Origin of the sequence: Streptomyces hamibioticus, assembly GCF_047946815.1 — a bacterium.
Classification (GTDB): Bacteria; Actinomycetota; Actinomycetes; order Streptomycetales; family Streptomycetaceae; genus Streptomyces.
The window spans coordinates 316276-328657 of sequence record NZ_JBKKQY010000001.1 but is presented as its reverse complement, the minus strand read 5'-3'; the positions used below and the strand labels follow the sequence as shown (position 1 = coordinate 328657).

Genomic DNA, 12382 nt, shown 5'->3' with positions numbered 1-12382 from the left:
CGAAGGGCAGCCGGATCCGCACCGACGCCGGCAGCTCGGCGTGCCGGTCCAGCAGTTCGACTCACCGAGGACGGCCACCGCTCCGACACGCTCGACGATCCCGGTGACCTCGGGTCCGGCCAGGCTGTGGTTCAGCGGCACGAACAGCGCGCCGAGCCGAGCCAGCGCGAAGTAGCTCTCCAGGACCTCGATCCGGTCCTTGGACAGCACGGCGACCCGGTCACCCCGCTCGATCCCCGCCTCGGCCAGTCCCCGGGCCAGTTCGAGCGTGCGGTCGTGGAACTCGGCCCGACCGGGCGGCGGCGTCCGGACGGAAGGCACCCGTGGGCTTCGACGCCCTCGACGACGCCCGGGCGCGCCTCGCCGGACTCCTCCGGGCCCGTATCCGCACCAGCCGCGCCCGGGCGTGATCGACTCGCTCGGCCGGCGCTCTGCCGCGCCCGGTCGCCGTGCGCCGTCAGTCGTCGTGGGCGGGCCTGCGGTGGGTACGCGACCGGCCGTCGGCCGGTTCCAGCAGGGCGCTCAGCGTGGTGCCCCTCACCCAGGCTTCCAGCCGGTCGGCGTCGATCAGCGTCAGACCACGGCGAGCGGCGACCCTGCGTTCATGCTCGGACAGTGGTCCGAGGAGGACGAGGACGGTCGCTTCAGCGCCGAACTGCGTACGAGCGCCGTCGTGGAACTCCCGGAGGTCATGGCCGGCCACGGGGCGGTCGCCGTTCTCCGGTACGCACTTCACGACAGCCGTGCGGCCGTCCGGCAGACGGCCGGGCACGTCGGCGCCCAAGCCGTTGACGCCGGTGATCCGCCGCACGTCGGTGCGTCCGTCCCGGCGGCACAGGCCGGCAACGTACTCCCCGAACTCCGGGGCGTTCATCTCCGCCATCGGCTCCGGCAAGCGCCGGTACCGCTCGAGCCGCGCCGTCCTTGCCCCGACCCGAACCCCGAGGTGCGAGTCCTCCCCGCCGGAACCGCACCACACCCACGCGGCGGCAGGCACACACAGGCCCACCCCCACCAGCAGCAACGTCTCCACGCCCGGCCCCCCTTCGAGGCTTCATGACCTCATCATCCCCGCACCCGGGTCACGACCACCCCGCGAGGAGGCGGACCCTGCCCGGAGCGTGCCGCGAAGTGCCGCCGTGGGTGTCGGGGGCGATCGCCGACTGCCGGCGGTGCCGCTTCGCACAGGCCTCACTTGCACAGGCCTGGGTAGCCGCAGCACCGGATCGCCGTCATACGGAACCGGAAGGACGCCTCGGCCCTTCCGGTCCACGCGGTGGCGCACCAGCCGGCGAGGAAGACAGGACGACGAGGGTTATCAGGATGACGAGGACGACGAGGATGGTGACGGTGACGAGCACACAGGGCAGGGTGACCCCGTGAACCACGACCGCACGACGGGTGAGAGGGATGATGAGCCCCGGCGTGATCGGGCTTCGCGGATAAGACGCAGGCTGGAGCGCCTGATCGGGATCGCGGCCACCGAGGGGAACGACCTGGTCGCCCTGCGCAACGGGGACGAGATCTTCCCGGCGATGCTCGGCGCCATCCGCTCCGCGGAGCACACGGTGGACATGATGACGTTCGTGTACTGGAAGGGCGACATCGCGCGGGACTTCGCGCACGCGCTCGCCGGCCGGGCGCGGGCCGGAGTCCGGGTGCGGTTGCTGCTGGACGGCGTCGGCGGCCGGCTGATCGACAAGGATCTGCTGTCGGAGATGGACCAGGCCGGGGTGCAGGTGGCGTGGTTCCGCAAACCGCTGGGCCTGTCACCGCTCAAGCAGAACCACCGTTGCCACCGCAAGGTCTTGGTGGTGGACGAGCAGACCGCCTTCACCGGCGGCGTGGGAATCGCCGAGGAGTGGTGCGGCGACGCCCGCAACCCGGGTGAATGGCGCGACACGCACGTGCAGGTGCGCGGGCCGGCCGTGGACGGCATCGCGGCGGCGTTCGCGCAGAACTGGGCCGAGTGCCACGACGAACTCTTCGACGACCGCGACCGGTTCACCGGCCACCGCCCGCAGGGGGATGCTGTGGTGCAGGTGGTGCGTGGATCGGCCGGCTTCGGCTGGCAGGACATGCAGACCCTGATCCGGGTGATGATCCAATCCGCCGAGGAACGGTTCCGGCTGGCCACCGCATACTTCTCACCGGACGACTACTTCATCCAGCTGTTGTGCGCGGCAGCACGGCGCGGCGTGACGGTGGAGATCCTGCTGCCCGGACCGCACACCGACAAGCGGGTCTGCCGGCTGGCAGGCCAGCACCATTACGAGGACCTGCTGGCCTGCGGGGTGAAAATCCACCAGTACCAGCCGACGATGATGCACGCCAAGGTCATCACCGTGGACCGCACGGCAGCCCTCGTAGGGTCGACCAACTTCAACCGGCGCTCCATGGACCACGACGAGGAGGTCATGCTCGCCGTGCTGGACGAGGAGTTCACCGCCACCCTTGACGCCCATTTCGACGCCGATGTCGCGGCCAGCCGACTGATACGGGCCGGCCGCTGGAAGCGGCGCTCCGTGCTCCGGTGGGCTCGCGAAACCGCGGTCCAGCCGCTCCGCCGCTACCTGTAGGCGATGACCCGGCCCGCACCCGTCTCGCGGGGGTCCGCCGGCCAGGCAGCGAACAACCCGCGAGCGGGGTCGGCTGCCACCGCGGCAGCCGGCCGCTGCCGCGGCAGCCGGTCAGAAGGGCATGCGGCCACGGGCCCGCCGACCGACCGACCCGCTGCGGCCGACAGCCCTGGAACTGCTGCGGAAGGGCTTGCTGAAAGCCCGCCCCAGGATGCCGGGCGCCTTCCCGCCGGCACGCGACCCGACTCCGAGCGTGCGCTGGGCTCCGCGCTGCGGATGGTGGGACAGGCGCGGCAGGACGAACGCGAGAACGAGCAGAACGGCGCACACGGCGACGATGACGGCGATCAGCATGTCAGGCTCCCCGGTGTGACGTGAGATGTGCCTGCCGTATGCCCCGCGGGAGCGGGGACACGCCCCGGAACGCGTCGCGCCGCCGGGCGCATGAAGAGCGCGACGTGGTCCTATGCCTCGTCCCGGCGAGCGGAGCGTCGACGCAGCCAGACGGGCAACGCGTACCAGCACAAGCCGAACCAGAGCATGACCCCGCCGACCAGCAACTCGGCCAGGAGACTCGGCACGACGACGTGGAGCAGGAGCAGGAGGGTACCGCCGATCGTCAACGCGAGAAGCACCATGCCGCACACCATCAGCCGCCCCGCGACATTGACGATGTGGTCCTTCATGCGCTGCCCGGACAGGAACCGATGGATGGACACCGGCGCGATCAATGCCCCGGTGCCCGAGGCTCCGAGTATCACGGTGATCACGTAGACAACGTGGTCGAAGGTCTCCAACTTGTGGAAATAGGGCGTGAAGGCCACGCTCAGCAGGAAGCCGAACAGAATCTGGACACCGGTCTGCGCCACCCGCGTCTCTTGCAGGATCTCGTTCCACCGGCGATTCACGCGTTCTCGCGCGGACTCCTGTGGTTCTGCGGTTCGCCCGTGTACCGCCTCGCCGCACGAGGGGCAGTCCGACTGCGGCGCGCACGAGGCCGACTGGTCCATCATGGTCATGGCATCCTCCTGGTCAGAGGATTCCCTACTGCCCGCCCTCCGCGATTTCACGTTGCCCCCGGGCAGGACGGGCGGCGTGCGGGACCCGGACCTCCACACCCTCGTACGGTGCCCCCGCCTCGGGCCGGGCAGCCCCGTCACCCGGCTCCGGGCCCGATCGGCCGGACAAGTCCTAGCCGACCCGGCGCAGTGCCAGTACCGCGTTGTGGCCGCCGAACCCGAAGGAGTTGCTCAGGACGAGGTCGCCGGCGGCCGGGAGGACACGCGGTTCGCCGCGTACGACGTCCAGGCCGATCGCGTCGTCGACCTCCGCGCACCCGACCGTCGGGGGCACCACCTTGTGGTGCAGCGCGAGGACCGCGGCGATGGCCTCGACCCCGCCCGCGGCTCCCTGCAGGTGCCCCAGGTGACCCTTGAGGGCCGTGACCGGCACGTCGCGCTGCCCGAGCACGTCCCGCAGGGCCCGCGCCTCGGCGAGATCGCCGTCGACCGTGGCGGTGGCGTGCGCGTTGACGTGGACGACGTCCGCGAACCGGCCCCCGGCGTCCCGAACCGCCCGCCGCAGCGCGAGCGCGATGCCGTCGCCGGACGGATCGGGCGCCGCCACGTGGTGGGCGTCGGCGGACAGCCCCCATCCGGCGGCCTCGCAGTAGACGCGTGCCCCGCGGGCGCGCGCGTGTTCCTCGGACTCCAGGACCAGGACCCCGGCCCCCTCTCCGTTGACGAAACCGTCACGGTCCTTGGCGAACGGGTGCGACGGCGAGCCCGTGGACGGGTCACCGCCGGCCAGCGCCCGCATGGCGGCGAACGACGCCATGATCGCCGGTGTGACGACCGCCTCGGCCCCGCCCGCGAGGACGACGTCGACCCGGCCGTACCGGATGCGGTCGACGGCCTGCCCGATCGCCTCGGTGCCGGAGGCGCACGCGCTGGTCACGGTCCGCGCCTCGCCGGTGATGTGCAGGTCGAGCGAGACCTGGGAGGCCGCCTGCGAGGGCACGGTCATGGGCGTGGTGAGCGGAGAGACTCCACGCGGCCCCTTCTCCCGCAGTTTCCGGTCCCCGCCGACGAGCACCGACGCGTCTCCGAGGATGGCGCCGAGGCACACCCCGACCCGCTCCGGGTCGAGGCCGCTCTCGCGCGTACCACCCTCCGCGTACCCCGCGTCGGCCCACGCCTCCCGCGCGGCCAGCACGGCGAACTGCGCGGCGCGGTTCATCCGTCGCGCCGCCTGGCGGGGCAACAGCGCGGCCGGGTCGACGGGGACGGTCCCGGCGATCCGCACGGGCAGCCCGTCGAACTCCTCGTCCGCCAACTCCCTTATGCCGTGCCGCCCTTCGAGCAGCCCTCGCCACAACTCGTCCGTACCGACGCCCAGCGGAGTGACGGCACCGAGTCCGGTGACGACGACGCGCCGCGCTCCGGCCGCCTCCGCCTCCCGTACGGGGCGCGGCTCGTGCCGTACGACGTTGCCCTCCCGGTCTGCCTCGGCGGCCCACCGGCGCACATCGTCGTCGGTCACGCCGTCGTCCGGGCCCTCTTCCGTGTCCCGGTGCCAGGCGCCCCAGCGGCGGACGTACGTGACGTCCTCGGCCAGCGGGTCGACAGCGCGCAGGGAGGTCACCCGGTCCCCGTCGCGGAACTCCACGTCATCGAGGGCGGGGGAGTTCACCAGCGGCACCGCGGCCACGTCCAGCCGCCGCCCGGCGACAGTGACCTGCTGCTCGCGCCGCAGCGTCTCCTCGTGGTCCACCCCGCCGAGCGGAGGCCGCAACGTGACCCGGATCACTTCCGGGGCCACGGGCTGGGTGTGCGTGACGACGTGCCACCGGTGCTGCGCCGCGTCCTCGCGCGACAGGGCGAGCAGATCGCCGGGGACGACCTCGGCGGCGGTAACGGTGTACGGGCGTATGGGCACTTCAGGAGCTTCGGGGGAGTGGGTCATGGCTATACATGCTCGCTTTGTCCGAACTGTCGTATCGGGAACGGTTCCGAGTGTTCCGTGTAAAATCCGAGCCGACCATTGTTGAACCCAGAACGTGCCCGATTTGTCCCGCTCTACCGGTCGGGTGACGTGAGGCACACCGGCCAAATCGCGGACAGACCAGGCGAGTTACCAAGATACAGCCGCCGTGTGCAAAACGTCACGAAACTCGTGGCGGCAGCGGTTTCGACGACACGGGGCCCGCGACCGGGACGCCTCGTTCACCGTCTCGGTCAACCTCGACCAGGCGCTCGCCGCCGACAAGCAGGTCAAGAACCTGAACCACCAGCTCGCCCGGGATCAGCCCCACGTCGGCAACTACGACGTGCCCGAGGCCGTGGCCTGGATCGCCGAGGCCGTCCAGAAGGCCGGCGACCCCTTCGCGCACAAGGGAAATCGGAGAGCACTGGTCATGGTGCTGGAGCCTGGTGACGGGCTCCGGTACCGCCTCCGGCGGGAGCCCGGCCGTCCCGGTGGGTGAGAGCGGGCCGCCACCGTTGTCGGTGCCGGGTGACACCATCCAGCCATGAGCAATGAGTCTTCCAACTGGCACGAGTTCCTGGGCCGGTGGCAGGAGGAATGGGTTCCGCGTCCGGACGCCGACGAGGAAGAGGAAGGCGAGCAGAATCCTGGCAGGCCCGGGGCGGACGAGGCGGCGATCGCCGCAGCCGAGGAGCGGCTGGGACGGCGGCTGCCGCCCTCGTACCGGGAGTTCCTGGCCGCGAGCGACGGGTGGCACGTCGACCAAGTGGCCGGGATCTGTCAACTCGGCGGCACCTCGGACATCGACTGGTTCCGGGATCCGTACGGCATGACCCCGCTGTACGAGCAGAACCTGGGCGGCACCCCGCGCGAGGAGGACGTCCGGCTGGCCGGGATGTGGCAACGGGCGCTACGGCTGGAGACGGACTCCGACATGTCCCACGCCCTGCTCGACCCGGGCGACAGCGACCAGGACGGCGAGTGGGCGCTCTACGTCTACAAGGGCTGGAGCGGTGAACCGCCGGACCGCTACCCGTCGTTTCGCGCGTACATGGAGGCCATGTACCGCGGCTTCCACGCCGACCGGGCGCAGACGCCCGACTTCGTGAACGCCACCACGCGCGCCCAGGACGCCCACGTGGAGGAGGCCCGCCTGCTGGCCCTGCGTGGACGGTACGAGGAGGCCCTGCCCCTGCTCGACGAGGCGCTGTCCTTCGGAAGGCCCCGAAGCGCCGTCCTGCTGAACCAGCTCCGGCATCTACTGGCCCCGCGCAGCTCCTTCGACTACGGCGACCTGGCGGCGGCCCCCTGCTACCTGCCGGAGATTCTGCCCGTGCAGGCCATGGGGCCCGCGAGCGGCGCATGGCGGCTGGGCGGGGACGACCACTGGCTGGGGATGATGGCCGCCCGCGGGGTGGCCCGGAAGACCGCCGAGGCCGTCCTGAGGACGATGCGCGCCGGCACCCATCGCTACGCGCCTTCCGGTCCATGGGGCAGTGCCGTAGCCGAGGCCCGGGAGTCGGCCCGCTGGGGGGCGGGCGACGCCGCGTGGCGGAGATTGCGGGATGCGCTCCCGCTGTGGGAGGCGCCGGGGCCCTTGCTGATCGCCCCGATCGGTCTGCTCGCCGATCCGGTCCTGGGTCCGCTGGTCACTCCGGAGCGTGGGCGGGAGATCCTCGCAACACCGCGGGCCGGGGAGAGGGGCCCCGCTCCCGCGCCGGTGCCCGATCTCGATCCGCCGGGCCTCGCCTGGCTTGCCGAGCCGGTCGCGAACCAGCCATCGCTCGACGGCTACCGCTGTGTCTGGGTTGAGGGGGTCGACCCCGCCCGCCTGCCCGCCCTGATCGGCGAGGAAGGCGCCGGACTGAGCGCGCCGGTGGAAGCGCAGAGGGCTTCCTGGCGGGCGCCCAAGCCCCATGAGCGGGAGGGCGTGGAACTCTGGGAGGACCGGGCCGTTGTCGCAGTCGGCCGCACGGGTGAAGGGTGGGCCTTCGCCTACGACGGCCACTCCCGCCACTACCTGAACGAACGGTTTCTGTCCCCTGCCGCGGCCGCCTCCTCGTCCGGCCGCGCGGTGGTGGTGTGGCGCGAGCCGAGGATCTCGTCCCTGCAGGACCGGCCGGCCGCGTTCCACCTGTCGGTGGCCGAGCACGGCGAGGAACTCTACGCCTTCACCATGCGGGGTACGCAGATCCAGCGCTCCGGCACGATACCCGAGGCCCTGGAGCCCGCACGGCTGTTTCACCCGGAGGACACCGAGCCGGACAACGAACGGCGCCTCCTGCAGGCGCTGCACACCGAACTGGGCCTCTCCCTTCCCCGCTTCGCGCTGACCCGAGGCAGGCTCTGCACCTTCACCACCCGGTCCTGGACCCGGGCGCCACGCGCGGGCGAGGGCTTCGCCTGTCTCAGCTTCGGGCGGCGCCCGTCCTGAGCCCGGCCGGGCACGCCCGTGGAGCGCCGCGGGCCCACTGGTGACGACCGGCCGTGGTGTTTCCGGGTGCTCCCGGGGAGTCGTCGGGCCCCGCATGCGGGTCCGACGACTCCGGCCTAGCGTGGAAGGACAGGCAGCGACGGGCAGCAGCGCGCACCGGGGGAGGTGACGCCGATGCCGGACGAGCAGAGGCCCGCATCGACAGCCGCTGCGGAGCGGGCGATCGCCGATCAGCTTCGCTCCTCGCTCCGCGGTGAGGTGATCGGCCGCGGGCATCCCGGCTATGACGAGGCCCGCGCCGTATGGAACGGCCTGATCGACCGCCGCCCCGCGCTCATCGCCCGCTGCTCCGGTACCGCGGACGTCGTCGAGGCGGTACGCGTCACACGCAGGCACCGTCCCGTCGTCAGCATCCGCGGTGGCGGGCACCAGGTGGCGGGCAGCGCGGTGTGCGACGACGGTCTGGTGATCGACCTCTCGCGGATGAAGGGCGTGCACGTCGACCCCGCCGCCCGCACCGCGCGGGCGCAGGCGGGGGTGACCTGGGGCGAACTCGACCGTGAGACCCAGTTGCACGAGCTGGCCGCACCGGGCGGGGAGGTCTCGGTCACCGGGATCGCGGGGCTGACGCTCGGCGGCGGCCTCGGGCTGGTGATGCGGGCACACGGTCTCAGTTGCGACTCTCTCCGCTCGCTCCAGATCGTCACCGCCGACGGCGTGGTGCGTACGGCGAGCCGGGACCAGGAGCCCGACCTGTTCTGGGCGGCGCGTGGCGGAGGCCGGGGTATCGGGGTGGTCGTATCCTTCGAGTTCGACCTGCACCCGCTCGGCCCCGAGGTCGCCGCGGTGCAGGTCCTCCACCCGTACGAGCGGGCCGAGGCCGTCCTGCGGGCGTGGCGCGACGCCACAGACGCCACTCCGGAGACGGTCACACCGGAACTCGCCCTCTGGAGCATCCCTCCTGATCCCGCGATCCCGCAGGACCTGCACGGGTCGAATGTCGTGTTCGCGGCCGCCATGTGCGCGGGCCCGCCGGGTGCCGACGCCACCGCCGCGCTGGCGCCGCAGCGTCAACTCGGCCCGCCGCTCATCGACATGAGCGAAACCGTCCCGTACGTCGCACTGCAGAGCTCGCAGGACGAACTGTTCCCTGACGGGGGCCGCTACTTCATGAAGTCGCTCTTCCTGGACGAGCTGAGCGATGAGGCCATCAAGACCCTGGTCGACTGGGACTCCCGGCGGCCGACTCCGGAGAGCCTGACCGTCGTCCGGACGCTGGGCGGCGCGGTGGCCCGCGTCGGCGGCGACGACAGCGCGTTCGCGCACCGGTCCGCGCGCTACAACGTGAGCTTCGACGCGGGCTGGCAGGACCCCGCGCTGGACGAGACCGGGACAGGTTGGGCGCGCTCGGCGTGGGACGCGCTGAAGCCGTTCGCGAGCGGCGGGACGTACGTCAACTTCGCCGGGCTCAGCGAGGATGCGGATGAACTGCGGGGCGCGATCTTCGGTCGGCACGAGGAGCGTCTCGAGCGGATCCGCGCCTCGTACGACCCGGAGGGCCTGTTCGCACCGGCCGCGCGCAGGCCCTGAGCGTGCGAGCAGGCCGTGATGCGGGCGGTCGCCCTCACCTCCGGCGGGGCTCGGCACCGCCTACCGCGCGGTGTCGACCAGCTGGCCGCGGCGGCCGGAACAAGGACGCGGCGGTGACCGCGTCCTCTGTCCTCGCCCGGGCCACCCGGCGTCACCTGGCTCCTCAAGCGCTGCCCACTCGCGGACTCGGACTCGGTGAAGGACAGGCGTCAACCTGACACATGCCAGGTTCACGCGCCACGGACCGCTCGTGAGAATGCTGATTACGCAACCAGCGCGCGGAGAAGCGACGCCGTGCCGCTGGGACTCGTCCACGAGGGGGAAGCGATGCTCAAGAAGATGAGGCGAACCGCCGTGGCACTGGCACTCGCCACCGGTACTCTCGCCGGCACGGCTGCGACCGCGCAGGCCGGTGAACAGGGGGTGCAGGGGGACTACGCGGGCTGCAAGGTCGGCTATGTCTGCATGTACCAGAACGAGGCCGACTGGAACGCCGGCCGACCCAGCCACCGCTGGTACCAGTACGGCGCCCACAACCTCAACAACCAGTACGGCACGAAGTGGGTCTTCAACAACCAGCACTCCGGCGCGAAGGCCCGGCTGTGCTACGGGTACAACGGTGCCAACTGCACCGGCCTGATCATCAACAGCTACACCGTCGGCGTGGCCGACATCACGCCGATCAACAGCATCAAGCTCTACCCGTAGTCTGCAGCGGCGGCCGGCGCCGACCGGCCGGGTGCCGCGACCCGACGACCCGTCTCGCCACCGCGCGCGTTGATCCCATACCGCCCGGAGCGCAGTGGGGCCCTCACGACAGTGAGGGCCCCACCCCTGAGAAAAGAGGTCGTCTGGTCCGGACCAAGGGATTAGCGTCGTTCACCGTGACGCTTGGAGACCCGAAAGATCTGGTTCGACGCGGCTACGACGCCCTCTCAGTCCGCTATGACGAGGCGTACGACTCCGACTCGAAGTACCGCATGTGGACGGAAAGCCTGAACGCTCGGCTTCGGGGCAGCAGCCGGGTGCTGGACCTCGGCTGCGGCGGCGGAGTGCCCGTCGCTCGTGATCTGTCGCATGCGGGCCACCACGTCACCGGCGTCGACATCAGCGAGACGCAGATCCTTCGAGCTCGAGAACGCGTGCCTCGAGCCGACTTCATCAGGGCCGACGCCACCTCGGTGGACTTCCCGGTCGAGTCGTTCGATGCCGTGGTGTGCCTCTACGCCCTGATCCACATCCCACTGGACGAACAGCGTCCGTTGCTGCAGAAGATCGCTTCGTGGCTTCGCCCCGGCGGCTGGTTCCTGTGCAGCACTGGTCAGCACGAGTGGACTGGCACGGACGAGGACTGGCTGGGCAGCGGCGTCGCGATGTGGTGGAGCCATGCCGATGCCGGCACCAGTCGGGACTGGATCACCGTCAGTGGCCTGGTGGTCGAGAGGGAAGAGTTCGTCCCGGAGGGGGACGCGGGCCATGTGCTGTTCTGGGCACGACGGCCTCGTTGACCAGTGCCCGTGCGACTGCATCGTGCTCGCCCCGGTCGGCGGGGTGTCCAGGGCGGGACCCGGGGTACTGACCGAGATCGTTCTCGTGAACAGCGCTGGGGACCGGGAAGGCTGGCATCGATCCTGATCGGTGGGCTAGGTTGTCCGGCGATGACTACCGGGACGGCACTGCGCCACACACAGATTGGTGACCCGGCGCTCCTTTGAGCGCCGTACGGGCCGGCGCCGGCCCACTGCCGGATCGAGGATCTGGCGCTGCTGCGCGGGCTCCGCCTCCTGCCGTGTTGATCACAGCTCGACACGTCAACCACGACAGGAGAACTCATGCCCACCAAGATGCTGCGGATTCCCACCGCGGACGGCCAGGCCGACACTTTCGCGGCCTTCCCCGACGGCGGCGGGCGGCACCCAGGGGTGCTGATGTACGCGGACGGCTTCGGCCTCCGGCCCGCGCTGCGGGCGATGGCCCGCGAACTGGCCGGGCACGGGTACTACGTGCTCGTCCCCAACCTCTTCTACCGGCACGGCCCGGCACCGGCGATCGGACTTCCCGACCACATCGGAGAAGAGGTCCGGCCGGCGCTCTTCGCCCAGCTGATGCCCTTGATCGAGGCACATACCGCCGAACGCGTCCTGCGCGACGCCGACGCCTACCTCAGGTTCCTCACCACCCAGCCCGAGGTCGGCGCCGGACCGGTCGCCGTGACCGGCTACTGCATCGGCGGCCTCCTGGCGATGCGCACCGCCGCGGCCCACCCCGACAAGGTGGCCGCCGTCGCCGGATTCCACTGCCCCGTGGGCGCGGACGGGCCCGACAGTCTCACCGAGATCACGGCTCAGGTCCACCTCGGCCACGCAGAAGGCGACATGTCGCCCGAGGCCCTGGGCGAACTCAACCAGGCCTTGGACGCCGCGGGGCTCAGCTACACCTCCGAGGTCTACCCCGGCACCGTCCACGGCTTCACGATGTCCGACACCGATGCCTTCGACCCTGCCGCGCTGCAGCGCCACTGGGACCGCCTGCTGCCCCTCCTCGACCGGACCCTGGCCAACGGCTGAGCTGAGAGGCTGTTGCCCTTCCGGTCGCGCGCCGGCTTCCGCAGCGGCCGGAGCTCGCCCGGGCACCCCGACGGCAGCGGCGGGAAACGGTGTCCCGTCACGGTGGTGCAGCACACGGTGGACGCGCGACCTGAGCGCCCCGGTTGACCAGGCGGCCAGCCGGGGCGCTCATGCCGGCGCGTTCCGGTCAGGCGGATGGGCCCGACCGGAACGCCACAGCGGATGCG

General features: G+C 71.4%; 11 protein-coding genes and 1 pseudogene. 7 read left to right on the top strand and 5 right to left on the bottom strand.

All coding sequences use genetic code 11. The features are described 5' to 3' along the window. Window positions 1-75: 75 nt before the first annotated feature. Together ACLGIH_RS01405 and ACLGIH_RS01400 are read right to left on the bottom strand one after the other, a co-directional pair. Window positions 76-321: pseudogene (locus ACLGIH_RS01405) on the bottom strand (AMP-binding protein); the annotation flags it as partial. A gap of 136 nt (window positions 322-457) precedes the next feature. Next, window positions 458-883 carry a restriction endonuclease gene (locus tag ACLGIH_RS01400; protein WP_416523350.1) on the bottom strand — a complete coding sequence of 142 codons (426 nt, stop codon included), beginning with the start codon at window positions 881-883 and terminating at the stop codon, window positions 458-460. A gap of 496 nt (window positions 884-1379) precedes the next feature. Here ACLGIH_RS01400 and ACLGIH_RS01395 point away from each other — a divergent pair, with 496 nt between their 5' ends. Then, a complete protein-coding gene (locus ACLGIH_RS01395; protein WP_416523349.1) occupies window positions 1380-2579 on the top strand; it encodes a phospholipase D-like domain-containing protein in 1200 nt (399 codons plus the stop codon). A 111-nt stretch (window positions 2580-2690) separates the two neighbouring features. Here the strand turns inward: ACLGIH_RS01395 and ACLGIH_RS01390 are convergent, their stop codons facing one another. From ACLGIH_RS01390 to ACLGIH_RS01380, 3 genes are all read right to left on the bottom strand, one after another. Further along, window positions 2691-2933, bottom strand: coding sequence for a DUF6411 family protein (locus tag ACLGIH_RS01390; RefSeq protein WP_416523348.1), 243 nt, complete (start codon window positions 2931-2933; stop codon window positions 2691-2693). Window positions 2934-3043: 110 nt separating this feature from the next. Continuing rightward, entirely contained in the window at window positions 3044-3598 is a 555-nt protein-coding gene (locus ACLGIH_RS01385; protein WP_416523347.1) for a DUF6328 family protein, read from the bottom strand. Between the two features lie 172 nt (window positions 3599-3770). Next, window positions 3771-5543, bottom strand: a complete 1773-nt coding sequence (locus ACLGIH_RS01380) for a beta-ketoacyl-[acyl-carrier-protein] synthase family protein (RefSeq protein WP_416523346.1) — start codon at window positions 5541-5543, stop codon at window positions 3771-3773. Window positions 5544-5730: 187 nt separating this feature from the next. On the opposite strand from ACLGIH_RS01380, the gene ACLGIH_RS01375 reads away from it, so the two are divergent. The 6 genes from ACLGIH_RS01375 to ACLGIH_RS01350 all read left to right on the top strand — a co-directional run bounded on the left by ACLGIH_RS01375 (window position 5731) and on the right by ACLGIH_RS01350 (window position 12155). Continuing rightward, window positions 5731-6063: a hypothetical protein gene (locus tag ACLGIH_RS01375; protein ID WP_416523345.1), complete on the top strand. Its 333-nt coding sequence runs from the start codon at window positions 5731-5733 to the stop codon at window positions 6061-6063. Window positions 6064-6108: 45 nt separating this feature from the next. Next, window positions 6109-7998 (top strand): SMI1/KNR4 family protein, encoded by a 1890-nt coding sequence (locus tag ACLGIH_RS01370; protein WP_416523344.1) that lies wholly within the window; start codon window positions 6109-6111, stop codon window positions 7996-7998. A gap of 174 nt (window positions 7999-8172) precedes the next feature. Continuing rightward, window positions 8173-9588 (top strand): FAD-binding oxidoreductase, encoded by a 1416-nt coding sequence (locus ACLGIH_RS01365; RefSeq protein WP_416523343.1) that lies wholly within the window; start codon window positions 8173-8175, stop codon window positions 9586-9588. Between the two features lie 294 nt (window positions 9589-9882). After that, window positions 9883-10296 (top strand): hypothetical protein, encoded by a 414-nt coding sequence (locus ACLGIH_RS01360; RefSeq protein WP_416523342.1) that lies wholly within the window; start codon window positions 9883-9885, stop codon window positions 10294-10296. 176 nt (window positions 10297-10472) lie between these two features. Next, window positions 10473-11096 carry a class I SAM-dependent methyltransferase gene (locus tag ACLGIH_RS01355; RefSeq protein WP_416523341.1) on the top strand — a complete coding sequence of 208 codons (624 nt, stop codon included), beginning with the start codon at window positions 10473-10475 and terminating at the stop codon, window positions 11094-11096. 324 nt (window positions 11097-11420) lie between these two features. Beyond that, window positions 11421-12155, top strand: coding sequence for a dienelactone hydrolase family protein (locus tag ACLGIH_RS01350; RefSeq protein ID WP_416523340.1), 735 nt, complete (start codon window positions 11421-11423; stop codon window positions 12153-12155). Window positions 12156-12382 lie beyond the last annotated feature (227 nt).